Below are 24,906 nucleotides of genomic sequence, written 5' to 3'. Positions count from 1 at the left end.
TACGGTCGTCGTATGTCGACGATCCCTGCGGAGGACTCCACCTACGACGCCACGGCGGCACTGGAGGCCCGCACCCTGTGCGAGGCGTTCCAGATCACGGCAGCGGCACGTGGCGACGCCGTCGCCCTGCGCGTCGCCGACGACTCGGTCTCGATCACCTGGACCGAGTACGCGGCCCAGGTCCGCGCGCTTGCCGAGGGCTTCGCGTCGATCGGCGTGGAGCGCGGCGGCGCGGTCGCCCTGCTGATGGTCAACCGGCCCGAGGTCAGCCTCGCGGACACGGCCGCCATCCACCTCGGCGCGGCTGCGTTCTCGATCTACGCGACGAACCCCGCGAAGGCGAACATCCCGCTGATCAACAACTCCGGCGCCAAGGTGCTCGTCACCGAGCCGGCGTTCCTCGAGGTCGCCCTGAAGACCCGCGAGCTGGCGCCGACGCTGGAGACGATCATCGTCGTCGACGACGAGGCCGGCGCCGCCGACCTCACGTTCGCCGACCTGGCCGCCCGCAAGGTCGACGGCTTCGACTTCGACGCCGGCTGGCAGGCGCTCGAGGAGGAGGACGTCGTCACGCTCGTCTACACCTCGGGGACGACCGGCGAGCCGAAGGGCGTCCAGCACACGCATCTCTCGCTGCTCTACGGGCTGCGCGGCCTGGAGGAGTCGGACCACGTGACGCCCGCCGGCCGCCTGGTGTCCTTCCTGCCGATGGCGCACATCGCCGAGCGCTGGATCAGTCACTACGCGTCGATGGTGTTCGGCCACACGATCACCTGCTGCCCGGATCCGAAGCAGCTCGCCGGCGCGCTGGCCAGCGCCCGCCCTACGCGCATGTTCGGCGTCCCGCGTGTCTTCGAGAAGCTCGCTGGCGCCGTCGAGGGCATGGCCGCCGCGGACCCGGACGGCCCGCTGGCCGACGCGCTCGCCGCCGGCCTGGCCCGCGTGCGCGCCGAGCAGGCGGCCGGCACCACCGACGCGCACGCGACCGACGACGGCCTGACGGACGCGCAGCGCGCGACCCTGGCCGCGGTCCGCGGGAAGCTCGGCCTCGACGCGCTGGAGTGGTGCTGCGTCGCCGCTGCCCCGTCGACGGTCGCGATGCACGAGACCTACCACGCGATCGGCATCCCGATGCTCCAGATCTGGGGCATGTCCGAGTGCGTCTTCTCGTGCATCACCCCGCCGGACCGGATCAAGCTCGGCACGGTCGGACACCAGGTGCCCGGCGTCGAGGTCAAGCTCGCTCCCGACGGAGAGATCCTCGTCCGCGGCAAGAACCTGATGTCCGGCTACCGCAACCAGCCCGACAAGACCGCCGAGGCCATCGACGCGGACGGCTGGCTCTACTCCGGCGACGTCGCCGTCCAGGAAGGCGAGTACTACAAGATCGTCGACCGCAAGAAGGAGCTGATCATCAACTCGGCCGGCAAGAACATGCCGCCGCAGAAGATCGAGATGGCGGTCAAGACGCACTCCTCGCTCATCGCGCAGATCGTGGCGATCGGCGACGGCAAGCTCTACGTCACGGCGCTGGTGAGCCTCGACGAGGAGGCGCTCACCGCGTTCGCGGCCAAGCACGGCCTCGAGGGCGACGTCGCGACGCTGTCGCAGGCGCCCGCCGTCGCCGAGCACGTCGCTGCCGCGATCGACGCGGCCAACGAGGAGCTGGCCCGCGTGGAGCAGATCAAGAAGCACACGATCCTCCCCGTGGCGTGGCTGCCCGGCGGCGACGAGGTCACCCCGACCTCGAAGCTCAAGCGCCGCGTCATCAACGACAAGTACGTCGCCGAGATCGACGCGATGTACGCGTCCTAGACGACCGCCGCCCGGAACGCTGCGTGCGGACATTGGTGCGGTACAGGTCGAAGCGACTCGGGCCGTGACGACAGCACAAACTGCGGGCGGTCGACGCGCTGGAGGTCTGACGGTCGCGCTCAGGCGCGCTTGCCCGGCCGCACGAACACGTCGACGAGCGACGCCGGCCGCGCGCGCAGCTCGCCGCCGACTGCCTTCGCCAGCATGCGGTACAGGCCGTCCCGCGGGACCTCGGCGAACAGCGTCCGCAGCCACGCGCGGTCCAGTCCGAAGGTGACCAGGCCGCGGCTGACGTCCACGAGGTCGGAGCGGCGGACGAGCTCCACCTCGAGTCCCATCGACCGCCGGGAGGTCGGCGCATGATGCTGCTCGCACGCGTCCATGCAGCGACGCAGCCGCTCGGGCGCCCAGTCGAAGGGCGCGAGGACGGACCCCGCGAGCCGGGCGGCCTCGGTGACGTAGGCGTCCTTGCTGTCGGTGTAGAGGCCGGCGTCGTGCAGCCAGCAGGCGCACAGCAGCAGCTCGCGATCGACGGGCTCGTCGCCGGCCAAGCGCTCGGCGATCCGGAACTGGCGCAGGCAGTGACGCTCCATCGGGCCGTCCGGCCCGACGCCCGCCCCGGCCCGAACGGCGGCGAGCGCAGCCTGCGCCGCCGGGGTGTCGCTGATGCGGTCCGCCTCGTACATTCCCCGACCCTAGCCACAGCGCGGGGCGGTGGTGCGAGTCAGTCCGGTAGGTCCCCCGTGGCGCGACGGACCGCGCGCAGGGAGTCGATCAGCGTCTGCAGCGTGGCGTCGTCGACGTCCCCCACGCCGAAGCCGACGCCGGCCGCGGCGGCAGTCGCCTCGCGCACCAGCTTGCGGCCGGCGGGCCTCAGGACCGCCAGCGAGGCACGGCGGTCGGTGGGGTGGGGCCTCCGCTTGACCCAGCCCTGCTTCTCGGCGTGGTCGAGCAGGTTCGTGACGGTCGTCTGGTGCACCATCAGGTAGCGGCTGAGGTAGCTCGGCGGCCGGGCGCCGTCCTTCGAGAGGGCGAGCGTGACCAGCGCCAGGTAGGTCGTCCGGCCGATGCCGTGCGGCCGCAGGGCCTTGTCGAGCTCGCTGACGATCAGCGCGTGCGCACGCATGACCGAGGCGACGGCCATGAAGCGGTCGGCTTCCGGCAGGTCCTGCTCGGCCCAGCGCGCACGCACCCACTCGACGGGGTCGGGTTCACGCTGGCCGGGCATCAGGCGCGCAGTCTGTCAGCGCGCGCGGTGGGCCGCCGGGCTGGCGGAGAGGTCGTCCGACCGGCTCGGCAGGGCGACGGTCGCCTTGCCGGGCATGCAGTCCTCGCCGCGCTGGTTGACGGCCTGCGTATCCATGTCCACGACGTGCTCGCCGTCGTCGTCGACCCGGATCCCGGTCACGGTGCCGGACAGCTCCACCACGTCGGAGAGGAAGACGAAGCGGCGGTAGCGGGACTCGCACGACTTGATGAATCCGTGGTCCCCGCACCAGTGGCTGAGGTGGTGGATCTGCCACGCCTGCCGCTGGAAGCCGACGTCGTACGGGTAGCCGACGCCCATCGCGCGGGCGGCGTGCTTGTTGTAGTGGACCGAGTAGATCGGCTCCTGCGCGCTGGTCTCGGGGTCCCGGAACGACCAGGCGGGGTGCTTCGCGTAGGAGTGCAGGGCGACGGCGTGCGCGCTCAGGCGCGGGATCGGGGTGCCGCCGCCGACGACGAAGGCGATCTCGTCCGTCAGCCCGATCGGGCCCTTGGTGAGCGTGTCCACGTGGTCGCCGACCTTCACGTCCTCGATGTAGCGCGGGGTCGCGCCGCGCGGGGCCTCGGCGAGGACCTGCGCCTCGATGCGCTCGACCTCGTCCATGTCCCATTCGTGCGGCAGCGTCGGACCTGAGCCCTTCTCGCTCTTGTCCTTCGACTTCTCCTTCGCCGCCGACCGCTCGAAGTTCACGACCTCCCAGTGGATCTGGGCGAGCTCCTCGCCGTGCTGGTTCGAGTAGCGGTTCGTGAACAGGTCGGTGACCATGTTCCCCGCGAAGTTGGACGGACGGGGGCCGGTGAAGCCGTCGTAGGTGCAGGTCGCGTTGACCGTGTCCCCGACGTAGACCGGCTTGTCGAACGTCACCCGGGTGAGGTTGTGGAACGAGCCGAGACCGGGCCAGCCGAACTGGATGCCGGAGAAGCAGCCGATGAAGAAGCTGGGCGGGGCAACGCGGGCGCCGTAAGGGGACGCCGTCGCGTACTCGGCGTCGGTCCACAGCGGGTTGATGTCCCCGATGCCGGCGGCGAACTTGGCGACCGCGATGCGCGTGGCCTCCTCGTTGTTCGTCGAGTGCTCTATGCGCAGCTGCGTCCCGGCGCGCTTGCTCATCGACGCGATCAGCTCGTCGGTCAGGAGGGCCTCGGGCATCTCGCCCTTGGCGCGGGGCTTCGTGTCGGACATAGGTCGATAATACTCTAGTCCCCAACTAATGATGTGTAGACTTCTTTCTCATGTCCGACGTCTTCGCCTGGGGTGACACCGTCGCCCGCTCCGAGTCCGGCGGGATCCCCTTCCTGCTGTACGAGCCGCGGCGCACGCGGCTGCCGCAGCTCCTGGAGGACGCAGCGCGCTGGGGCTCGCGGCCGCACCTGGTGCAGGGTGACCGGCGCCTGTCGTTCACGGACGTGCTGTCCGCGATCGACGTGGTGGGCGAGCACCTGCGGTCGCTCGGCGTCGCCGCCGGCGACCGCATCCTGATCCTTGCCGTCAACTCGCCGGAGTGGATCGTGTCGCTGTGGGCGGGCCTGTCGATCGGGGCGATCGTGGCGCCGGGCAACGGGTGGTGGAGCGAGGAGGAGGTCGTCCACGCGCTCGACCTGACCGAGCCGTCCCTGGTGATCGGCGACGCCAAGCGGCTGGCCAAGGTGCCGGCCGGCGTGGCGACGATCGACGTCGACGAGCTGCGGCCGATGATCGATGCCGCGGTCACCGCGGGCCGCTCGCTGCAGGTGCCGGCGCGGGTGCTCGAGGGCGACGAGAACGACCCCGCGCTGATCGTCTTCACGGCCGGGACGACCGGCCTGCCGAAGGGGGCCACGCTGGCGCACCGGTCGTGGATCGCGACGATGCACCAGTCGCTCGCGGTGTCGCGGCGGCTGCCGCACACGGTCGACGAGAGCACGCCCGGGTTCGTGTCGCTGCTCACCGGGCCGCTCTTCCACATCGGCGGGCTGCAGGCGCTCGGGCTGGCGCTGATCGGTGGCGGGACGCTGGTCTTCCTCGAGGGGAAGTTCGACCCGGGCCAGGTGCTCGAGGTGATCGAGCGCGAGAAGGTCGAGGTCTGGGGCGCGATTCCGACGATGACGATCCGCGTGCTGGAGCACCCGTCGCTGCCGTCGCGCGACCTGTCGTCGATGCGGTCGATCCCGCTCGGCGGGGCCCCGGTGTCGCCGGAACTGCTGGAGCGACTGCAGACCGCGTTCCCCAACACGCGCAGGCGCGTGAACAACGTCTACGGGATGACCGAGACGAGCGGGACGCTCGCGCGGGCGTCGACGAAGACGATCGAGGAGTTCCCGGGGACGACGGGCTACCCGCTGCCGGCGGTCGACCTGGTGATCGCCTCGCCGGACGACGACGGCGTCGGGGAGATCCTTGCGCGGACGCCCGGGCAGATGCTGGGCTACTGGCGCGACCCGGCGGCGACCGCGGAGACGATCGACGCGGAGGGCTTCGTCCACTCGGGGGACCTGGGCAAGCTGGTGGACGGGCGGCTCTACGTCACCGGCCGGGCGAAGGACGTCGTCATCCGCGGCGGCGAGAACATCGCGGCGCCGCACGTCGAGGCGGCGCTGCACCAGCATCCCGATGTGGCCGACGTCGCGGTCGTCGGCCTCCCCCATCCGGACCTGGGCGAGGAGGTCGCGGCGGCGGTCCTGCTGCGGCCGGGTGCGACGGCCGGTCCCGACGAGCTGGGCGCCTGGGCGCGGGAGCGGATCGCGTCCTTCGCGGTCCCGACGCGGTGGTGGTTCAGCGAGGAGCCGCTGCCGATGACGGACGCGGGCAAGGCGGACAAGAAGCGCCTGCGGGTGATCTTCCCGGAGTCCTGAGCCGGGAGGTTCGGCGCTCACGGCGCCGAGACGCGACGGGCGTCGACCTGGGTGCCGAAGAACGGCAGCTCGGCAGGGACCGAGCGGCCGGATCAGCCGCGGCGAGCGACGTAGGTCAGGGTCGGCGCCGCCGCGCCGCGGAGCTCCCCACGGGCCAGGTAGCGCGCACGGATCCGCAGGCGTCCGCGCACGGTCGCCGCGGCCCGCGCGGTCCCGCCCAGCCGTGCCGTGCTCGCGAAGCTGCAGTCGCGGCGTACGGCGGCACGCCGGGTCGACACGGTGCGTGTCCCGCGGACGATCGCGACGCTCACCGTCCCTGCGCACAGGTCGACGGCGCCGGACGGCAGCACGATGGCTCCCCGCGTGCGCACCGTCCACGGCGCGCCGGTGCCGCTGCGCCGGTCGAGCCGCGCGACGATGCCGGGCGTGAAGGTCCGCGGCGTGCAGCGGCGCACGAAGACGCAGCGCACCGGCGGCTCGACGCCAACTGCGCGGGCGTAGAACGCCGCGGTCCCCGCGGCGAGCCCCAGCGCGTCGGTCACCGGCTTGGTGGGTGCGGCGCCCGGAACGAGCTGCGCGGCGCAGGCCGCGTCCGGGATCCGCGACAGGTCCCCCGGGCCGGGGTGGTCGACCGCGTCGCGGACCACCGCGTAGGCGACGGCGTCGCTGGACATGCCGCCGTGCTCGACGACGTGCGCGGGGCACCGGTCCTGCACGACGAGCTGGCGCGCGCCGCCCAGCAGGCCCCCGCGCGGCTGGGGCGTGACGACCTCGTCGAACCGCGTGGCGAGTGCCGTGACCGACGGACCGGGATACACCGGCCGCCGGGCCAGGGCGGTCAGCAGCGCAGAGCCCGGCCGCAGCTGGCGGCCGGCGGGCCCGCAGGGGACCAGGCACAGCGTGTCGGCGAGGGTCGTCCCGTTGTCGTAGACGCCGGCCAGCCCGGCGAAGTCGCTGACGCCGGACGCGAGATCCGGCCAGAAGCGCAGCGCGAAGGACGTCAGGAAGGCACCCTGGCTGTGGCCGACGACGGCGATCGGGCGGCCGGCGCGAGCGCGGACGAGCCGGATCGCGCCGACGACGTACTGCACCGAGTCCTGGACGTCACCGACCTCGAAGTCCGGGACCTCGACAAGGCAGGCCGGGTGGCCGTCGGCCTGCAGCGCTTCGTAGAAGCCCCCGCGCCACACGTCGGCGGTGACGAACGTCCCGTGCACCAGCAGGACCGGCGGCCGGGCGGCGGTGGCCAGGGACGGCCCGGCGCAGGTGACGGCGGCGTCGATCGCCGCGGGGCCGACCCGCAGCGGCGGGCCGGGTGTGGCTGCCGCGGGCGCGGCGGCGACGATCGCTGCGACGCCGGCCACCATGAGTGCGGTGACGAACCGGCGGGCGACGTGGCGGGACACGGTCGCGAGCCTACCCTCCGCCCGAACCGCGTCCGCCGGTCCGCCGGTCCGCCGGACGGGCGGACGGGGGTGCTCTGGGGTCGGCGGTCGCGCGCCCGCGGCGTCTGGGCCGGCATTGGTGGATCGCACGGCTCCCAGCCTGGTGAATCGACATGCACCGCCGACCCGCGCGGGGCCGCGGGGGTCACTGGCGGATCGCACGGCTCCCAGCCGGGTGGATCGGCATTCACCCTCGGGCGCGCGGGCAGTGGCAGATCGCACGGCTCCGAGCCCGGTGAATCGGCATTCACCCCCAACGCGCACGGGGTCAACACCGGCCGCGAGGGTCAGTGGCGGATCGCACGGCTCCGAGCCCGGTGGATCGACATTCACCCGGCCACTCCGAGCGAGTAAGGCGGCTACGGGGTCAGGGCACGGGTGAGCGCGTCGCAGCAGCGGGCGTAGGCCGCGCTCGCCTGCGGGTCGATCAGCAGCAGGTTGAACCCGTGCGGCAGGTTGTCGAAGCGCTCGGACTCGACCGTGACCCCCGCCTCGCGCAGCCTGGCTGCGAACGCCTCGCCCTGGTCGCGCAGTGGGTCCATGCCCGCCGTGGCGACGAACGTCGGCGGCATCGCCCCCAGGCCGTCCGCATGGAGGATCGACATCCGCGGGTCGGTGCGGTCCGCCTCGGTCGGGACGTAGTGGTCGAGCAGGTCCTTGGCGTTCCGGCGGCTCAGGAGCGGCCCCCGCTCGAACAGCCACGCGGACTCGTGGGCGTTGATGTCCGCGTCGACGACCGGGTACATGAGGAAGGCGAAGCACGGCTTCGGGCCGCCGTCGGTGTGCAGGGCCACGGCCGCCGCAAGCTGGCCGCCCGCGCTGTCCCCGCCGACCGCGATGCGGTCCGGGTCCACCCCGAGGTGGGCCGCGTGCTCGACGGCCCAGCGGAACGCGGCACGGCAGTCCTCGAAGGCCGCGGGCAGCCGGTGCTCGGGCGCTTTGCGGTAGCCGATCGCGAGGACCTTGCAGCCGGCGTGGCGCGCCGTGAAACGGCAGACGTTGTCCTGCGTCGTCAGGCTGCCGACCGCGAAACCGCCGCCGTGGAAGTGCACCAGAAGGCCGGGGTTCTCGACCCGCGCGTCCGGCTCGTACAGCCGAGCCGGGATCGGGCCGTCGGCACCGTCGACGGTGACCTCGGTCATGGTCGCGTCGCCCCGGGCGGTGAAGCCGACCAGCGGGAAGATCTGGTCGAGGACCGCGCGCACGGCGGGGTTCGGGTGGCGCGAGGCGAAGTTCAGCGTCAGCGTCGACGGGCCGCAGAGCGCGGCCAGCCGAGGGCTCAGGCGCTGCCCGTCGGCCCGCTTGAACCCGGAGAGCGAGCTCACGACGCACCCCCGACCGGTAGCCGGCCGTCGGCGAGCCATCCCCGCAGCTCGACCCGGCGGATCTTGCCGCTGACGGTCTTCGGGAGCTCGTCGACGAAGTGCACCTCCCGCGGGTACTTGTACGGCGCGGTGTTCTGCTTGACGAAGTCCTGGATCTCCTTCGCCAGCTCGGGTGTCCCCTCGTGGCCCTTGGCGAGGATGCAGATGGCGACGACGATCTGCGTGCGGTCGGGGTCGTCGCGACCCACCACCGCGGCCTCCATGACGGCCGGGTGCTCGACGACGGCGGACTCGACCTCGAACGGTCCGATCCGGTAGGCCGACGAGGTGATCACGTCGTCGTCGCGGCCCTCGAACCAGAAGTAGCCGTCCTCGTCGACCGCGGCCTTGTCCCCCGTGAAGTAGTACGGCCCGCGGAAGACGCCGGCCGTGGCCTTGTCGTTGCCGTGGTACCCGGGGAACAGGCCGACCGGCCGCTGACCGTCGTGGCGGACGACGACGTTGCCGACCGCGCCCGTCTCCACCGGCCCGCCGTCCTCGTCGACGACCGTCATCTCCCAGCCCGGCATCGGCCGGCCCATCGATCCCGGTCGCACGTCCATCGACCGGTAGTTGGCGACGACGCAGCAAGTCTCCGTCTGGCCGTAGCCGTCGTACACGGTGAGGCCGCCGGTGCCCTCCTTCCACGCGCGGATGACCTCGGGGTTCAGCGGCTCGCCGGCGCTCGTGCAGTGGCGCAGCGCGCTCAGGTCATGGGCGCCGAAGTCCCCCTGGACGAGCGTGCGATAGAGCGTCGGCGGCGCGCAGAACGACGTGATCCCGTGCCGCGCGAGGATGCCGAAGATGGTGTCCGCGTCGGGCTTGCCGAGCGCGACCTGGACGATGCACGCCCGCTCGTGCAGCTGGCCGAACAGCCCGCCCCAGGCGGCCTTGGCCCAGCCCGTGTCGGTGACGGTCCAGTGCAGGTCGCCGGGCCGCAGGTCGTGCCAGAACCGCGCCGTGACCACGTGCCCGAGGCCGTAGGACTGCGTGTGCTGGACCATCTTCGGGGCCGACACGGTGCCGCTGGTGAAGTACAGCAGCAGCGGGTCGTCGCGATGCGTGGGGTCCTGCGGGGTCTCGCCGTCCCCGGCCTCGGCGCAGGCCGCGCTGAAGTCGGTCCACCCCTCCGCCCCACCGACGCAGAACTTCGCGCGCAGCTCCGCACCGGTCTCGTCGACCTTCACGGCCCCGGCGGCGTCCGTGATCGCCGCGACCGCGTCGCCCCGGGCGATCCGGTCCTTGATGTCCTTCGGCGTGAGCAGGTTCGGCCCCGGCATCGGGACCGCCCCGATCCGCATCGCACCGAGCATCGCCGCGTACCACTCGGGTACCCGCGGCAGCATGACGAAGACGTGATCGCCCTTCTGGATCCCGGCCGCCAGCAGCGCCCGTGCCGCCTCGCGCGTCGCCTGCGCGAGCTCGCCGATGGACTGCAGCAGGACGACCTCGCCGGCGCCGTCGAGGGACAGCACTGCGGGGTCGTCCGGCGACTCCGCGGCCCAGGTCTCGACGATCGCCAGAACGGGGTTGAACCGCTCAGGGACCTCGTTGACGAACGACGCACGCTCGGCGTCGTAGTCCGTCAGGCGGGGCGGCGCGTCCCGGCCCGGGCGGTCGAGGGCGGCAAGGAGCGCGGCGTTCATGGCGGGGTCAGTCCTCCAGCAGGAACTCGAGGTGGGTCTGGTTGAAGACGTCGGGACGCTCGAACTGTGGCCAGTGCGCGCAGTCGGTGAGGACCTCGAAGCGGCCGTTCGGGATGTCCGCCGAGACCTGCTCGGCGAGCTCCGTCGTCTGCCCGGGGTTGTCCTCGGTCCACAGCACGAGCGTAGGGGCCGCCAGCGACTTCAGGACCCCGGGGGCCATGAACTCGTCACCGTGGTCACCGCGGAGCATCCCGACGACGCTGCTCATGATCCGCGCGACCGAGTCGAGCATGCCGTCCTGGGAGTAGATGCGCAGGCGGCACTCGACCATCTCGTCCGTCATCCGGGACGGGTCGGCGACGAGCCAGTTCATGCGGTGGCGGGTGCCCTCGCGGGTGACGCCGTTGTCGCGCAGCGCGAGCGTGCGCTGCTCGAGGTCGTCCAGCTGCGCCTGTCCGGCGGCGTTCGGACGCGCGAGCGTGCCGGTGTTCATCACGATCTTGTTCACGCGATCGGGGTGCGCGATGCCGACCCAGGCGCTCACCATCCCGCCGAGCGACTCGCCGGACACGTGCGCCCGCTCGATGCCGAGCGTGTCGAGCAGGTCGACGACGTGCTGCGCGTAGCCCGCGACGTCGGGAGCCTCGGCCGGACGGTCGGTGAAGCCGTGGCCGGGAAGGTCGAGGGCGAGGACGCGGAAGTGCTTGGACAGCGGCCCCATGTTGCGGCAGTACGTCTCGGCGTGGCCGCCCGTGCCGTGGATCAGGACGAGCGCCGGAAGGTCCGGGCTGCCGGCCTCGATGACCCGCGTGCGGACGCCCTTGACGTCGTAGAACCGCTCGCCCGCGCCGGACCCGAGCAGGTCGAGCCAGATCGACGTGGTGGCCGTCTCGGTGGTGGATGCGTCGGTCGTGCTCATGCGGGGTCAGTCCTCCTGGATCTGGTCTGCGGCGTGGCGCCGGCAGAGGTAATGCCAAAGGCGGGCGAGCTGCGCGGCCGCGGGGCCGTCCGCTCGGGCGAAGGGGGCGGCGGCAGCGGCGTCGAACGGCTGGGGCGTGCCGGCCGCGGACGCCGCCAGGGTGGCGGCGGCGTTCTGCTCGAGCAGCCAGGCCCGCGTCACGGCCTCACGGACCGTGCGACCGGCCGTGGCGGCGCCGAACCCGCGCAGCAGGACCGCGGGGGTGTCGCCGGCGACCGCGGCGAGCGCGTGCCCCTGCTCGAGCGTCGTGACGGTGGTGTCGGTGTCGAAGACGGGGACGGACGCGCCGGCGAACATCCCCATGCCGAGCGTGGCCGGCAGCGGGCGGTTCAGCGTCCCCCAGGCCAAGGTCGCGGGGCCGTGGAAACGGGCGACGCTCATGTACCCGGGGTTGGCGGCCAGCAGCCCAAGGTGGATCGGCAGCTCGCCGGCCTTGAGCGCGGCACGGTCGTCGAGGACGTTGCCCTCGGCGTCCACCGTCACGACGTCACCGGCCGTCCGCACCAGGCCGGGTCCCTGGTTGCCCGACAACAGGATCGTCCCGTCGTCCATGCGCGCGGTCAGGTGGCCGAAGGCCGATGTCAGCCGCTCGCCGTCGAGGATCGCGCAGCCGGCGAGGAGGTCGCGGAGGGCGTCTTCCCGGTTCACGCCTCAGAACACCATGCTGATCGCGCCGTTGGGGCTCAGGCGCTCGAGGTCGAGCTCCGCGCGGCGACCCTTGATGCGCAGCCCGTCCGGCGTGCGGACCAGCTCGTGGACGTACTTGCCGACGAAGTGGTCCTGCTGCCCGTGGCGGTAGCGGTAGACCACGACGGTGCAGGTGGCGGTGAACCCGTCGTCGTCCGCCGCCAGGATCCGCACGTTGGAGATCTGCCGGCGGGTGCGCGAGGACGGGAACTCGCGGTGGGCGTGCCGGCTCTTGAGCCGGTGCACGCGCCAGTAGAGGCGCTCGTGGTCGTCGTCGACGAGCGTCAGGTCCGTCGCCGGGTCGCCGTCGGGCTTGTCGGTCGACGGGACGACGTACCGGCAGTCCTCGGTGAAGAGCGCGAGCCAGTCGTCCATCCGCCACTCGTCGAGGATCGCGGCCTCCTCGACGAGGAACTCCTCGGCCTCCAGGCGCAGCAGCAGCCGTTCGGTGATGGCTTGCGTGGTCATGACATCGAGCTCCCGCCGTTGACGCTGATGATCTGGCCCGTGACGAACGACGCCCCCGGGCTCAAGAGGAAGGTGACGACCGCCGCGACCTCGTCGACGGTCCCGGGACGACCGGTCGGGATCAGGTCGACCGCCTGCTGGATCATGCCGTTCCACTCGTCCGTGAACGGCGACGGGTCGGCCAGCATGCCTTTCACCGCGTCGGTCGCGATGATCGAGGGGGCGACGCAGTTGACGGTGATGCCGCGCGGAGCGACCTCGCGGGCGAGGCCGGTCGTCAGGCCGTGCACGCCGCCCTTGGCCGCGTTGTACATCGCGTGCATCAGCAGCCCGTTGCGCACGGACTCACCGCCGATGTTCACGATCCGGCCACCGGGCGAGGGCAGGTGCGGCAGCGCCGCCTGCGTGCAGTGGATGGTCGTCATGAGGTTGCCGCCGATCGTCTTGGCGATCGACTCCTCGTCGTGGTCCATGAAGCTGCGCAGGACCCCGCCGCCGGCGTTGTTGACGAGCGCGTCGAGGCGGCCGTGCCGCTCGAGCGTGGCCGCGACGGCCGCCTGCGCGCCCTCGCGGGTCGAGAGGTCGCCGGTGTGGTCGGCATCGCCTTCGAGGTCGGCGACGAACAGCGTCCACCCGGCCTCGGCCAGCCCGGCGACGATGGCCGCACCGATCCCGCCGGCGCCACCGCCGCCGGTCACAAGGGCTACGGGCATCGCGTCAGGCCGGCTGCGGCATGGTCCAGCCCGGCGGGGCGTTCTCGACGTTCTCGGGCGGCGGCGCGTCGTCCCAGTCGGTGACCTCGACGCCGGACATCTGCGCGGCCCACTGCCGCCACCAGGTCCGCATCTGCAGCTCATCGTCCATCTGCGGCTCGCGCAGCATGCCGCGTGAGATGTCGTTGAACTGCTCGCCGCCGGCGTTGAACCCCATCTGGCAGGACTCGAGCGCCTCGACGTCATCGGGCGTCGCGAAGCCGCCCGGGCCCAGGAACTCGAGGAAGTTCTGCAGCCGCGTCTCGAGCCGGTCACCCTGCTCCTCGACGGGCGCGATGGCCCACGCGTCGATCTCCATCATGTCGGCGGCGACCGGGTTGATGGTCCGGATCGTCGCGGCCATGATGTCGTTGATCACCAGGTTCGGGTAGATGATCATGTTGCGGTTCCACTCGGAGATCCGCTCGGCGCGGTCGGTCCCGAGGCGCTCCTGCAGATCGCGCTTGGTCGCCTCGATCTCCGGCTTGGCGGCGTCGCCCATCTGCGGCGCCCAGCGCGCGACCGGCCGGCCCCAGGGGGACCAGTACTCGATGACTGCGTGCCCGTTGCCGAGCGAGTAGCCGCGGCCGTGCAGCTTCTTGCCGCCCGCGCCCAGCCCGCCGGCGCCGATGACGTAATCGAAGTACGTCTGGTGGGTCGGCATGCCGTGGTAGCCGTCGACGGAGTTCTCGACGAGCAGCTTCCAGTTCGCCCGCATCGAGTACTTGTGCGAGCCGGAGACGACGCGCATCGACCCGGTCGGCGACTGGTCGTAGAGGATGTCGATGTACTCCTTCGCGCCGGCCAGCCAGTCGCTCAGGGACATGATGTCCGGCTTGAACGACATGAACCACAGGCCGCGGTAGTTGTCCAGCCGCGGGACCGGCGTCAGGGAGCGGTCGGCCTTCTCGAAGCAGCCGTCCGCGTACGCCTCCTTGCCCGGGATGCCGACGAGGGCGCCCTGGGTGTCGAACGTCCACGCGTGGTAGAAGCACTGGAAGGCCTTGGCCGTGCCGGCGTCCTGGCGACAGACGATCGCGCCGCGGTGCGGGCAGGCGTTGTGGAACGCGCGCACCTCGCCGTCGCGGGAGCGGACGAAGATCATGGACTTCCCGCCGACCGTGCGGCGGACGTAGTCGCCCTCGCCGGCGATCTCCGAGTCGTGGCCGAGGTACAGCCACGACTCCGCGAAGACCTTGCGCAGCTCACGGTGGTAGACGGCGGGGTCGGTCATCGACTCCCGGTTCACGCGGAAGACGCCGCGCTCCTTGTCGTCGACGACATAGTCGGGGCGCTGGGTTCCGCTGCCGTTCGCCCCGGACATCACGCCACCTTCTCGGGCTCGCCCAGGGCGGTGCCCTCGCGGAAGGACTCCGGCAGCGGCGTCCCCCACATGGAGTTGCCCAGGTGCCCGATCTCGGGACCCCACTCGATGGCCTTCCAGTCCGGGTCGAAGATCAGCATGCCGCCCGTCCAGATCTCGACGCGGTTGCCCGAGGGCTCGCGGAAGTAGAGGAACGTCGCGCCCGACGTGCCGTGCTTGCCCGGGCCCCACTCGAGCTCGAAGCCGTGGTCCACCAGGATCGACGCCGCCTTGGTCACCTCATCGACCGTATCCGCGTAGTACGCGACGTGATGCAGTAGGCCGCCGGTGCCGGCCGCGTTGCGGGTGACCGCGGTCTCGTGGGAGACGTTGTTGCAGCTCAGCCACGAGCCCCAGCGGTCGCCGTCCGGGCCGCAGACGAAGTAGTTGTGGCGGATGCCGAGGACGTCGGTCAGGAACTCCTGCTCGGCGACGACGTCGTTGACGATGAACGTGACGTGGTCGAAGCGGCGCGGCGCGGCGCCCTTGAGCGGGATGCGGCTCGGGTGGCTGGCCATGCGCGAGACCTGGTCACCGGTCGCGACGTAGTACTCGACCTCCCAGTAGAGCTCGAACGGCAGGCCGCCGGGGGTGGTGAAGCGGTACGAGTCGCCGTGGCCCTCGTTGTCCGCGCCGGCACGTTCGTCGACGGTGATGCCCTTGGCCTCGAGCGACGCGCGGATCTCGTCGGCGTCCGCCTTCTTCGGAACGCGCCAGCCGAGGTGCGCCAGACCGGACTCGGGGGCCTCGGTCAGCTGCAGCGTGTGGTGGTCCCAGTCCTGCCAGGCGCGGAGGAAGACGGTGCCCTCGCGCTCCTCGCTGACCTGCAGGCCCATGATGTCGACGAAGAACGCCCGGGAGGCGGCCAGGTCCGTGACGAGCAGTTCGGCGTGGCCCAGATGGGTGATCGGCATGACGGCTTTCCTCCGAGGACGGTAACGATCGTTAGGTCTAACGGGCCGCCGTCGGCGCGCGCAACGCCAGTCCGAATATCTAGGACACGTCGGGGACGCCGTCGAGGACCGGGGCGCGCAGCTGGCGCGCGACGCCCTCGGTGGCGTTGACGATCGTTGCCCGATAGGCGCCCTCGTTGTCCGTGAACCTGCGCGTCGGCGCCGAGATGCTCATCGCCGCGACGACGTTGCCGTCCGCGTCCGCGATCGGCGCGGCGACGCAGGACAGCCCCGCCTGCACCTCCTCGCGGTCGAACGCGACCCCGTCGCGGCGGATGCGGTGCAGCTCGGCGTAGAGGGCCTCGCGGTCGCAGATGGTCGCCGGGGTCAGCCGGGCCATGCCGTGCTGGTCGAGGACGACGTCGATCTCGGCCGGCTCCAGGTGGGCCAGCAGGAGCTTGCCGACCCCGCTGCAGTGGGCCGGCAGCACCGCCCCGACGCTGGACACGGGGACCTTCGCGGCCCGCGCGCCCGGGACGCGGTCGACGTAGACCACCCGCCCGGCGTCCAGCGCTGCGACATGGATCATCTCCCCGCAGTGGCGTGCGAGCCGCAGCGCCATCGCACGGGCGAGCGGGCGGAACGGCGCGTTGCCCGCGACGAGGCGTTCGAGCGACAGCGCCCGCCACCCGATGCAGTACCGGCCGCCGTGGTTGCGCCGGAGCAGCCCGATCTCCGCCATCGAGGTGAGCAGCAGATGCGCCTTGGACTTGCTCATGGCGAGCTTCGCGGCGACCTCCGTCGGCCCGAGCTCCGCGTGCTCCAGGTCGTACAGGTCGAGGATCCGGCCGACGTTCTGCACGGTCAGGAGCATGGGCGCGTCCAAACTATCAGGACGCTGCTTGCGGTCCGCGGGGTGACGTGGTCCGCTCCTGAGGTGTCCTCCCCACCGCCTTCCCTGGACCTCTCGCGCGTCGATGCGCTGGCGACCGCGCTGCTGGACGCGTTCGAGACGGGCAGCCCGCTCGACCCGATCTCCGCCATGTACCCCGACCTCACGGTCGACGACGCCTACGCCGTCCAGCGCGCGCTCATCGCCGGTCACGTCGCCGCCGGCCGCACCGTCACCGGCCGCAAGATCGGCCTCACGAGCGAGGGCATCCAGAAGCAGCTCGGGGTCGACTCACCCGACTTCGGGGTGCTGTTCGACACGCTCACCTTCCGGTCCGGCGAGGGCGTCTCGATGAGCGCGCTGAACGCGATCCTCCCGCGGATCGAAGGCGAGGTCGGGTTCATCCTGTCCCGTCCGCTCGCCGGTCCCGGGGTTTCCGCCCAGGACGTCCGCGAGGCGACGGCCGGCGTCATGCCCGTCTTCGAGCTGATCGACTCGCGCATCCGCGACTGGAAGATCACGCTCGTGGACACGGTCGCCGACAACGCGTCCTGCCTCGGCGCCGTGATCGGGGACCACGTCACGCTGCCCGACGCCGGGCCGCTGCCGCACACGAAGATGACGCTGGCACGGGACGGCGAGATCCTGCAGGCGGGCGAGGGCAGCGCCGTTCTGGGTGACCCGGCCGAGGCGGTCGCGTGGCTGGCGAACGAGCTCGGCGCCCGCGGCGACGTCCTGCCCGCCGGCGTGCCGATCCTGTCCGGGTCGCTGACGCCGGCGGTCGATGCGCTCCCGGGGCGGTACGTGGCCGACTTCGGGCCGCTGCTCGGCACCGTGACGATCGACATCGAGGCGTGATCGAGGTGCCCGCTCCCGTGAAGGTCGCGATCCTCGGCACCGGCAACATCGGCGCCGACCTGCTCTACAAGCTCCGCGCGGCGGACGACGTCGAGGTGGCGCTCTTCGCGGGCATCGACCCCGCGTCCGAAGGCCTGGCGCGGGCGGCGAAGCTCGGCGTACGAACATCGTCGAACGGCATCGAGGACATCCTGGCGGACGACGAGATCCGGATCGTCTTCGACGCGACGTCCGCCTACGCGCACCGCGAGGCCGCACCGCGCCTGGAGGCGGCCGGCAAGGTCGCGGTCGACCTCACGCCCGCGGCGGTCGGGCCGCTCGTCGTCCCGGCCGTGAACCTGGAGGAGCACGCCGGCGCCCCGAACGTGAACCTGATCACCTGCGGCGGGCAGGCCACGATCCCCATCGTCGACGCGATCAACACGGCGGCTCCGCTGCGCTACGCGGAGATGGTGTCCACGATCGCGTCGCTGTCGGCCGGGCCGGGGACGCGCAAGAACATCGACGAGTTCACACGCACGACGGCGCGAGCGATCGAGCGCGTCGGCGGCGCGGAGGAGGGCAAGGCCATCATCGTCCTGAACCCCGCCGATCCGCCGATCATGATGCGCAACACGCTCTACGCGGTGCCGGCGGCCGGCGCGCTCGACGAGGTGGCGGTGCGGGCGTCCGTCGCGGCGCGGGTGGCCGAGGTCGCGGAGTACGTCCCCGGCTATCGCTGCAAGTCCGTCGTGATCGACGAGCAGGACACGCGCTGGGGCCGGGTCCCGGTCGTCGTCGCGCTGCTCGAGGTCGAGGGCGCGGGGGACTTCCTCCCTCCCTACGCCGGCAACCTGGACATCATGACCGCGGCGGCCTGCCGGATCGGGCGGCGCATCGCCGCCACGCTGCACACTGGAGTCCCGGCATGAAGGCTCCTCTGGTCTGCGACACCACGCTGCGCGACGGGTCCCACCCGATGCGCCACCAGTACACCGCCGACCAGGTCGAGGCGGTCGTCAAGGCGCTCGTCGCGGGCGGCGTCGAGATGATCGAGGTCGCGCACGGCGACGGCCTCGGCGGCTCCTCGCTGCAGTACGGGATGAGCGCGGTCTCCGAGATGGACCTGATCTCGAGAGCGGTGTCGGTCGCCGGCGACGCGCGGATCGCGGTCCTGCTGATCCCGGGAATCGGGACGCGCGAGACGCTCAAGGCCGCGGCGGAGCGCGGCGCGGTCGCTGTCCGGATCGCCACGCACTGCACCGAGGCCGACATCTCCGAGCAGCACTTCGCCGCCGCGAAGGACCTGGGCATGGAGGCGATCGGCTTTCTGATGATGAGCCACATGCTGACGCCGGAGGCCCTGGCCGAGCAGGCGGCGCTGATGGCGTCGTACGGAGCGGACGCGATCTACATCGTCGACTCCGCGGGCGCCCTGGTCCCGTCCGGCGCCCGGGACCGCGTGGCCGCGTTGGCCGACGTCACCGGCGACGTGGGCTTCCACGCGCACAACAACCTCGGGCTCGCGATCGGCAACACCGTCGCAGCAATCGAGGCCGGTGCGGCGCGGGTCGACGGCTGCCTGCGCGGCCTCGGCGCGGGCGCGGGCAACGCGGCCACGGAGCTGCTGGCCGCGACCCTCGACCGGATGGGCCACGACTCGCCGCTGGACACCTTCGCGCTCAGCGATGCCGCCGAGCACGTCGTCCTCCCCTTCATGCCGTTCCAGCCGTTCCCCGACCGCGAGTCGCTGGCGATCGGGTACGCAGGCGTCTACTCGACGTTCCTGCTGCACGCCAAGCGCCACGGCGAGCGCCTGGGCCTGGACCCGCGGGACATCCTGGTGGAGCTCGGGCGCCGCAAGGCGGTCGCGGGGCAGGAGGACTGGATCGTGGACGTGGCCGAGGACCTGGCGCGCGAGGCGGGAGCCCCGGCCTAGTTAGCCTGCACGGCGTGACGCTCGCCGGCTACGACCACCTGCTCGCCGCCGCCCGGCGACTGCAGTGGGACGACGGCGCGATCGACCTCACCGCCGACGCCGCGGCGTGGCCATCCGTGGACGCGGGTGCGCGGCACCGGATCACCGAGCTGGTGGCCGGGTTCTGCGTCGCCGAGCGCGCCGTCGCCGAGCACCTGTCCCCGTTCGCCGCCGCAGCCGGCGACCGCTCACTCGCGGCGGAGTGCTTCGCGGTCCAGGCCGGCGACGAACGGCGGCACGCGCGCTTCTTCGACCGGGTCGCCCGCGAGGTGGTCCGGCACGACCCGGACGCGGCGGACGACGGCGGGCTCGTGACCGCCGGGCTGCGGGCCCTCTTCGAGCACGACCTCCCGGCGCTGGCGCGGCGCCTGGCCGGCGGGGACGCCTCGCTGGCCGAGGGCGTCGGCCTCTACCACCTGGTCCTGGAGGGCATCGTGTTCGCGATCGGCCAGCAGGCGCTGACCGACGAGCTGGAGGCGGCGGCCGTCCTGACCGGCACGCTCGAGGGCGTCCGCCGCGTGCAGGGCGACGAGCGCTGGCACGTCGGCCTGGGGGTCATGTGCCTGCAGGACGCCGGCCTGCGGACCGACGTCGGCGCCGCGGCGGAGCGGGCGGCCGCGGCCTGGGGCCCGGACGTCGCGACACCGCAGCGGGTCGCGACCGTGCTCGCGGTGCACGAACGACGCCTGGCGCAGACCAGGCCGGCGGAACATCGCCGGCGTGCGGTCCAGAGCTCGATATAGGAGCTTCGGACCACGCGCCGCCGCGGTCGAGCCCTTCAGGTGGCCATGAACAGGATCTGGTCACGCGTGTAGTCGTGACCGGGGTGCTCGGCCTTCAGGTGGGCGTTGACGAGGTCGATCAGCTCGTCCTCGGTCTCCCCGCGGATGAACTCGCCGCACGGGCACGTCAGGTTGCGCTTTCCGGAGTCTTCTTCGGTCATGCAGCGAGGCTAACGGCTTGGCGCGGACTCGTCAGGCCAGCGCCCGAACCGGTCGAAGTGGTCCCGTGCGGCGACCTCGGCGTCACGGTCGGAGTCGCCGCTGATCCCCACCCGCCAGAGCACGTTCATCAGGCAGATCGACAGGCCGGCGCCGACGATCGCCGCCCCGCCCTCCAGGCTGTCGTCGTCGAAGCCGTTGGCCGCCGCGAGCGCGATGCCCACCACGCACACGATGGCGGGCAGCACCCACCGCAGGAACAGGATCAGCGGCGAACTCGGGAGGACGTCGGACGTTTCTGCGGTCATCGTCCCTCCATGGTGGCGGACGGAGACCGCTCGCACAGGAGGGTGTTCCGGACTCTGACCTCTGGTCGTCCCTACCTCCGTTTGCCGCCTCGGCGGGCGGGGCAGCCAGTCACGATGCCCGACATCCAGGTGCCCAAGCCCCCGATCACTGCCTCGAAGGCCGGCCGTGCCCTGCATGACCTGGGTCTCGCCAGCCTGTTCGGCGGCAACCTCTTCGCCCGGATCGCGCTGAGTCCGGCGGTCACCGCGATCAGCAACCCGAGCGAGCGTGGCCTCGTGGTGAACCGCTCGTGGCGTCGCTACGGGACCGTGAACTCGCTCTCGCTGGCCGCCGTCATCGTCGGCTGGAGCGGCGCGCGGGCCAACGAGGCGCGCCCCGGGAAGCTGTCCAGGCGCGAGCGCAGCCTCGCGCTCGTGAAGGACGGCCTCGTCGCGACCACCGCCGTCACGGGCGTCGCGACCGCGATCGGCGGCGTCCGCCTGAGCGCGCAGACGCACGGCGGTGACGTCCCCCTGGACGACGGGGCCACGCCGGCGGCCGACGCACCGGCCGCCGCGGCCCGCTCCAAGCGCGTGCTGAACGTCCTCGGCGCCGTGAACCTCGCCAGCACGGCTGCGCTGATCGCCGTCAACGCCGCGCTGGCGCAGGAGACGTTCCGGCGCCCGCCGCTGCGGCGCCTGGTCCCCGGCGCCTGAACGCGGCCGGCCGGCCCGCGGGGAGCGGACCGGCCGGGTCGTTCGGGGATCGTCGTCGGTCGGCTCAGGCGCCGGCGAACATCCACGGATCCTCGAGGTGCGGCAGGAGGTGCGCGACGAGGTCGCGGTCGGTGGTCGCGTCGGAGTGGCCGCCGGCCTTCTCGATGACCTGCACCGGGAACCCGGCGGCCATCAGCGCGCTGGTCTCGGCGCGGACCTGCTTGATGTCGTACGTGTCGTCCTCCGTGTGGGCGAGGTGCACGACGCGGAACTTGGTGGTGGCCGCGGCGAGCGACGCGGCCTGGGTCGACTGCGTGTCCTGGAACGGCGCGGTGTTCTCGGCCAGGACGCCCGCGATCAGGCCCGAGTTGTAGAAGGCGGTCCGGTAGGCGAGGTCGCCGCCCGAGGAGAAGCCGCCGAGGACCACCTTGCGCGGGTTGATGTTGAGGTGCGTCTTGACGTCCGCGATGGCCTCCAGGACCTTCTTGCTGTCGGTGTTCATGTCCCAGCACTTGTCCTCACGGCCGCCCAGGGACAGCGCGACGTACTTCTGCTTCGCCCCCATCGGGGAGATCGTGTAGATGTCGCCCGCGCCCTGGCCACCGCATCCGTGCATCCACACGAAGAGCGTCGCCGGGGTCTTGTGCGAGGCGTCGTAGGACTGCGGGACGGTCAGCCAGTAGTTGCCGGTGGCCGTCTTGCGGTCGACCACCGTGTCGGCCTCGACCGCGATCGGGCTGGTCGGGACCGAGGAGCCGCTCGGCGCCGGCATCGGCTTGGGGGCCGGCGCTGGTGTCGGGGCTGGTGCAGGTGCCGGTGCCGGTGTGGTCGGCGGGATCACCTCGTCCTCGCGCGTAACGCTGACCTCGCCGGCGACGCGGCAGTTGTTGCGCTCGCTGCGCTCGCGGATTCGCAGCCCCGAGTCGGCGCAGACGACCAGGTCACCTGGGCCCGGGGCATCGACCGAGGTCATGCCGCGCACGCGGACCGTCTTTGTGCCGAACGACCCGACGGGCGGGACCGACACGCGTGCCAGGATCACCGTGCGGCCGTTTACCCGGACCTTGAGCGCGGCGGTCGACGCGGGGGCGCGGCGACCGGAGTTCTTGACCACGAACGATCCGCTGAGCGCACCATCGGAGACGGTGACGTTGCCGCGGGCGACGGACAGATCCGGCTTGGCAGCCGGACCCGCGTGGGCGGCGCCGGCGGCGAGACCAGTGAACGCGGATGCGGCACAGACGGCGACGGCGGTGAGGCGGGTGGTGCGGGCGGCGAGGACGAAGGACATGTGGATCGGCTCCTTTGAGCGACAGGGGTGGTTGACGAGACGCACTGTCGCGAGCGGCCCATGAAGCGCAGATGAACACGGATGAAGTCCGCTTCACGTTCGCTTCATGGAGACCTCGGTTAGCTGGTCCCAGACACCGCGACCACCCAGACCGAAAGCGCTCTCATGACCTCCACCCGCACCTCCATCGCCCGCCTCGCCCTCGCCGTCGCCACCCCGCTGCTCGCGGCCACCGCCCTCGCCGCACCGGCTCAGGCGCAGGAGGCCCAGCCGGCCCCGGCGCCGGTCCCCGCGGCCCCGTCGACGCTGCTGCCGGTCGCCGTCCCCGGCGCAACGCTCGTCGAGAGCCAGTCCGCCCGCCTCGCGATCCCGCTCAGCTGCAAGAAGGGCAGCGGCAGCTGCACGTTCCGCATCGGCGCCGTCGACGGCACCGCGACCGCCGCCACCGGCGACTGGGCCGCCCGCGGCGTGACGGTGACGCTCAAGGCCGGCAAGTCCAAGGTCGCCGCCTTCACCGTCAAGGCGCTCGCCGACAAGACGTGCGAGCCCGCCGAGACCTTCCGCGTCCAGGTGCAGAGCCAGCGCGCGAAGGCGAAGCGGACCGACGCCTCCACGATCACGATCGGCCGCGACGCCGACGTCGACCCGATCTGCGCACGGCAGCTGGACGCCGACGCGGCCGCCGCCGCCGAAGCCGAGAAGGCCGACATCGAGGCCGGGATCAAGCAGGCCGACTCCGGCGTCGCGGACCGCCCGCGTCCCGAGGCCTGACCCGCCGAGCGATGGGTCTCCGCAGGGCGGGCTGCGCCCCGGCTACTTGTGCAGGTGCAGCTTCTCGCCGTGGGGGCCGAACAGGCCGATCAGCTCCACCGGGCCGTCGACCGCGCCGAACCAGTGCGGCGTCCAGGTGCTGAACTCGGCCGCCTCGCCTGGCTCGATGATGAAGTCGTCCTCGCCGAGCACCAGGCGCAGGCGCCCGTGCAGCACGTAGAGCCAGTCGTGCCCCTCGTGGACGGGCAACGGATCGGGCGGCCGGGTGCGGCGGGCGCTCACGACGATCTTGTAGGCCTGTAGCGCGCCCGGATGCATCCGGTGGGTCAGCGGCCACATCGTGAGCTCGTCGTACTTGCGCGGCTTCCCGCGCACCCGGGGGTCCTGGGTCACCCCGGCCGCCAGCAGCTCGTCCGTGCTCACCCCGAGGGCCGCGGCGAGGTGCGGGATGTGGTCGAGCGCCAGGCGTCGCTTCCCGGACTCCAGGCGGCTCATCGTCGACAGGTCGATGCCGGCGCGGTCAGCCACCTGCTGCAGCGTGAGCCCGCGTTCGGTCCGCAGCTCACGCAGGCGGCGACGGACGCGGGCGTCGACACCTTCCTCATCCACCGGACTTGCCTTCATGGCAAGAGAGCTTGGCATATCGCAGCGACCCTGTCACGGTCGACCCCATGGAGACAGACCCTGACCAGACCTGGGAGTGCGTGATCGTCGGTGGCGGCGCGGCCGGGCTCAGCGCGGCGCTCGTCCTGGGCCGTGCCCGCCGCCGGACGCTCCTGGTCGACGCCGGCCGGCAGAGCAACCTCGCCGCGCACGGGATCGGCGGCCTGCTGGGCCACGACACCCGCCCGGCCCCGGACCTCTACGCGGCCGGCCACACGGAGCTCGCCGCCTACCCGACCGTGGAGGTCCGCCGGGGCGAGGTCGTCCACGGCCGCCGCGTGCCGGGCGCCGGCTTCGCGCTCGACCTCGCCGACGGCAGGTCCGTCACGGCCCGGCGGGTCCTGCTGGCGACCGGCATGGACTACCGCCCGCCCGCGCTCGCCGGCTTGCCGCCGCTCTGGGGCCGGTCGGTCTTCCACTGCCCGTTCTGCCATGGCTGGGAGGTCCGCGACCAGCCGCTGGCCGTCCTGGACCGGGGCGACACCGGTGCGCAGCGGGCGGTGCTGCTCGGCGCCTGGTCGGCCGACGTGACGCTGCTGACCGACGGCCCGCCCGGGCTTGACGACGCCCGGGCGGCGCAGCTCGCCGCGGCGGGGGTGACGGTCGACGACCGCCACGTCGCGGCCCTTCGCGGCGACGGCGACACACTCCGGGCCGCGGTCTTCGCGGACGGGGCAGAGCGCCCCCTCGGCGGCCTGCTCGTGCCGGTCACGCTGCACCAGCGGACCGCGCTCGCGCACGAGCTCGGGGCCGCGATCGCCCCGCCCGGCCACCTGTCGGCCGAGACCGTCCAGGTCGACGCGCTGTCGGCGACCAGCGTCGCGGGCCTGCACGCGGCCGGCGACCTGTGCGGCCAGATGCCCACCGTCGCGAACGCGATCGCCGCCGGGGCGAGCGCGGCCGCGATGATCGTGCACGGGCTCATGGCGGAGGCCGCCGCGGCGGCGGCCGAGACATCGCCTGCGGGCGTCGGCTGACCGGCAGGCGCCGGCGACCGCCGCACGGAGGCAAAAGCTTCG

General features: G+C 72.4%; 26 protein-coding genes. 9 read left to right on the top strand and 17 right to left on the bottom strand.

Features of this window, described 5'->3' with window-relative positions:
• Positions 1-12 precede the first annotated feature (12 nt).
• Positions 13-1,815: an AMP-binding protein gene (locus DSM112329_RS04260; protein ID WP_354700570.1), complete on the top strand. Its 1,803-nt coding sequence runs from the start codon at positions 13-15 to the stop codon at positions 1,813-1,815.
• A gap of 119 nt (positions 1,816-1,934) precedes the next feature.
• Here the strand turns inward: DSM112329_RS04260 and DSM112329_RS04255 are convergent, their stop codons facing one another.
• Genes DSM112329_RS04255 through DSM112329_RS04245 form a run of 3 tightly spaced genes read right to left on the bottom strand, consistent with a single transcriptional unit; the run spans position 1,935 to position 4,264 of the window.
• Positions 1,935-2,501, bottom strand: a complete 567-nt coding sequence (locus DSM112329_RS04255) for an HD domain-containing protein (protein ID WP_354700569.1) — start codon at positions 2,499-2,501, stop codon at positions 1,935-1,937.
• A 38-nt stretch (positions 2,502-2,539) separates the two neighbouring features.
• Entirely contained in the window at positions 2,540-3,043 is a 504-nt protein-coding gene (locus tag DSM112329_RS04250; protein ID WP_354700568.1) for a MarR family transcriptional regulator, read from the bottom strand.
• A 15-nt stretch (positions 3,044-3,058) separates the two neighbouring features.
• A complete protein-coding gene (locus DSM112329_RS04245) occupies positions 3,059-4,264 on the bottom strand; it encodes a MaoC family dehydratase N-terminal domain-containing protein (RefSeq protein ID WP_354700567.1) in 1,206 nt (401 codons plus the stop codon).
• Positions 4,265-4,314: 50 nt separating this feature from the next.
• Between DSM112329_RS04245 and DSM112329_RS04240 the strand changes: the two genes are divergently transcribed.
• Positions 4,315-5,913, top strand: a complete 1,599-nt coding sequence (locus DSM112329_RS04240; RefSeq protein WP_354700566.1) for a class I adenylate-forming enzyme family protein — start codon at positions 4,315-4,317, stop codon at positions 5,911-5,913.
• Positions 5,914-6,005: 92 nt separating this feature from the next.
• Here DSM112329_RS04240 and DSM112329_RS04235 read toward each other — a convergent pair whose 3' ends face one another.
• The 10 genes from DSM112329_RS04235 to DSM112329_RS04190 all read right to left on the bottom strand — a co-directional run bounded on the left by DSM112329_RS04235 (position 6,006) and on the right by DSM112329_RS04190 (position 16,384).
• Positions 6,006-7,319, bottom strand: a complete 1,314-nt coding sequence (locus tag DSM112329_RS04235; protein WP_354700565.1) for a hypothetical protein — start codon at positions 7,317-7,319, stop codon at positions 6,006-6,008.
• Positions 7,320-7,717: 398 nt separating this feature from the next.
• Positions 7,718-8,683: an alpha/beta hydrolase gene (locus DSM112329_RS04230; RefSeq protein ID WP_354700564.1), complete on the bottom strand. Its 966-nt coding sequence runs from the start codon at positions 8,681-8,683 to the stop codon at positions 7,718-7,720.
• Positions 8,680-10,368, bottom strand: a complete 1,689-nt coding sequence (locus DSM112329_RS04225; RefSeq protein WP_354700563.1) for an AMP-binding protein — start codon at positions 10,366-10,368, stop codon at positions 8,680-8,682. Before DSM112329_RS04225 ends, DSM112329_RS04230 begins: the two co-directional genes overlap by 4 nt.
• A 7-nt stretch (positions 10,369-10,375) precedes the next feature.
• Positions 10,376-11,287, bottom strand: a complete 912-nt coding sequence (locus DSM112329_RS04220; protein ID WP_354700562.1) for an alpha/beta fold hydrolase — start codon at positions 11,285-11,287, stop codon at positions 10,376-10,378.
• Between the two features lie 6 nt (positions 11,288-11,293).
• Positions 11,294-11,995, bottom strand: coding sequence for a class II aldolase/adducin family protein (locus DSM112329_RS04215; RefSeq protein ID WP_354700561.1), 702 nt, complete (start codon positions 11,993-11,995; stop codon positions 11,294-11,296).
• Between the two features lie 3 nt (positions 11,996-11,998).
• Positions 11,999-12,502, bottom strand: coding sequence for an aromatic-ring-hydroxylating dioxygenase subunit beta (locus DSM112329_RS04210; RefSeq protein WP_354700560.1), 504 nt, complete (start codon positions 12,500-12,502; stop codon positions 11,999-12,001).
• A complete protein-coding gene (locus DSM112329_RS04205) occupies positions 12,499-13,215 on the bottom strand; it encodes an SDR family oxidoreductase (RefSeq protein ID WP_354700559.1) in 717 nt (238 codons plus the stop codon). The genes DSM112329_RS04210 and DSM112329_RS04205 overlap by 4 nt, the downstream gene beginning before the upstream one ends.
• Before the next feature lie 4 nt (positions 13,216-13,219).
• Positions 13,220-14,578 (bottom strand): aromatic ring-hydroxylating dioxygenase subunit alpha, encoded by a 1,359-nt coding sequence (locus DSM112329_RS04200; protein ID WP_354700558.1) that lies wholly within the window; start codon positions 14,576-14,578, stop codon positions 13,220-13,222.
• Entirely contained in the window at positions 14,578-15,531 is a 954-nt protein-coding gene (locus DSM112329_RS04195) for a VOC family protein (protein WP_354700557.1), read from the bottom strand. The genes DSM112329_RS04200 and DSM112329_RS04195 overlap by 1 nt, the downstream gene beginning before the upstream one ends.
• A 79-nt stretch (positions 15,532-15,610) precedes the next feature.
• Positions 15,611-16,384 carry an IclR family transcriptional regulator gene (locus tag DSM112329_RS04190; protein ID WP_354700556.1) on the bottom strand — a complete coding sequence of 258 codons (774 nt, stop codon included), beginning with the start codon at positions 16,382-16,384 and terminating at the stop codon, positions 15,611-15,613.
• A 63-nt stretch (positions 16,385-16,447) separates the two neighbouring features.
• Between DSM112329_RS04190 and DSM112329_RS04185 the strand changes: the two genes are divergently transcribed.
• The 4 genes from DSM112329_RS04185 to DSM112329_RS04170 are packed head-to-tail and all read left to right on the top strand — an operon-like array spanning position 16,448 to position 19,960.
• Positions 16,448-17,260, top strand: a complete 813-nt coding sequence (locus DSM112329_RS04185; protein WP_354700555.1) for a fumarylacetoacetate hydrolase family protein — start codon at positions 16,448-16,450, stop codon at positions 17,258-17,260.
• Positions 17,260-18,171, top strand: coding sequence for an acetaldehyde dehydrogenase (acetylating) (locus tag DSM112329_RS04180; protein WP_354702437.1), 912 nt, complete (start codon positions 17,260-17,262; stop codon positions 18,169-18,171). The genes DSM112329_RS04185 and DSM112329_RS04180 overlap by 1 nt, the downstream gene beginning before the upstream one ends.
• Positions 18,168-19,178, top strand: a complete 1,011-nt coding sequence (gene dmpG, locus DSM112329_RS04175; RefSeq protein ID WP_354700554.1) for a 4-hydroxy-2-oxovalerate aldolase — start codon at positions 18,168-18,170, stop codon at positions 19,176-19,178. The genes DSM112329_RS04180 and dmpG overlap by 4 nt, the downstream gene beginning before the upstream one ends.
• Positions 19,179-19,192: 14 nt before the next feature.
• On the top strand, positions 19,193-19,960 hold the full coding sequence (locus DSM112329_RS04170) for a ribonucleotide reductase (RefSeq protein ID WP_354700553.1): 768 nt from the start codon (positions 19,193-19,195) through the stop codon (positions 19,958-19,960).
• Between the two features lie 35 nt (positions 19,961-19,995).
• On the opposite strand, the gene DSM112329_RS04165 is transcribed toward DSM112329_RS04170, so the two are convergent.
• The gene (locus tag DSM112329_RS04165; protein WP_354700552.1) at positions 19,996-20,160 is read right to left on the bottom strand and encodes a DUF1059 domain-containing protein; all 165 of its coding nucleotides are present in this window, start codon (positions 20,158-20,160) and stop codon (positions 19,996-19,998) included.
• A gap of 9 nt (positions 20,161-20,169) precedes the next feature.
• Positions 20,170-20,466, bottom strand: a complete 297-nt coding sequence (locus DSM112329_RS04160) for a hypothetical protein (protein WP_354700551.1) — start codon at positions 20,464-20,466, stop codon at positions 20,170-20,172.
• 114 nt (positions 20,467-20,580) lie between these two features.
• Between DSM112329_RS04160 and DSM112329_RS04155 the strand changes: the two genes are divergently transcribed.
• Positions 20,581-21,162 carry a hypothetical protein gene (locus tag DSM112329_RS04155; RefSeq protein WP_354700550.1) on the top strand — a complete coding sequence of 194 codons (582 nt, stop codon included), beginning with the start codon at positions 20,581-20,583 and terminating at the stop codon, positions 21,160-21,162.
• A gap of 64 nt (positions 21,163-21,226) precedes the next feature.
• Here the strand turns inward: DSM112329_RS04155 and DSM112329_RS04150 are convergent, their stop codons facing one another.
• Positions 21,227-22,453: a CARDB domain-containing protein gene (locus DSM112329_RS04150; RefSeq protein ID WP_354700549.1), complete on the bottom strand. Its 1,227-nt coding sequence runs from the start codon at positions 22,451-22,453 to the stop codon at positions 21,227-21,229.
• Positions 22,454-22,618: 165 nt separating this feature from the next.
• Here DSM112329_RS04150 and DSM112329_RS04145 point away from each other — a divergent pair, with 165 nt between their 5' ends.
• A complete protein-coding gene (locus DSM112329_RS04145; protein ID WP_354700548.1) occupies positions 22,619-23,224 on the top strand; it encodes a hypothetical protein in 606 nt (201 codons plus the stop codon).
• 42 nt (positions 23,225-23,266) lie between these two features.
• On the opposite strand, the gene DSM112329_RS04140 is transcribed toward DSM112329_RS04145, so the two are convergent.
• The gene (locus DSM112329_RS04140; RefSeq protein ID WP_354700547.1) at positions 23,267-23,848 is read right to left on the bottom strand and encodes an XRE family transcriptional regulator; all 582 of its coding nucleotides are present in this window, start codon (positions 23,846-23,848) and stop codon (positions 23,267-23,269) included.
• Positions 23,849-23,895: 47 nt separating this feature from the next.
• Between DSM112329_RS04140 and DSM112329_RS04135 the strand changes: the two genes are divergently transcribed.
• Positions 23,896-24,864, top strand: coding sequence for an NAD(P)/FAD-dependent oxidoreductase (locus DSM112329_RS04135; RefSeq protein WP_354700546.1), 969 nt, complete (start codon positions 23,896-23,898; stop codon positions 24,862-24,864).
• The last annotated feature ends 42 nt before the right edge of the window (positions 24,865-24,906 follow it).

This window comes from Paraconexibacter sp. AEG42_29 (genome assembly GCF_040581415.1).
In the GTDB taxonomy this organism is placed as follows: Bacteria; Actinomycetota; Thermoleophilia; order Solirubrobacterales; family Solirubrobacteraceae; genus Paraconexibacter.
Note: the sequence above shows the minus strand (reverse complement) of the source record. Positions and strands in the feature narration are given on the sequence as shown.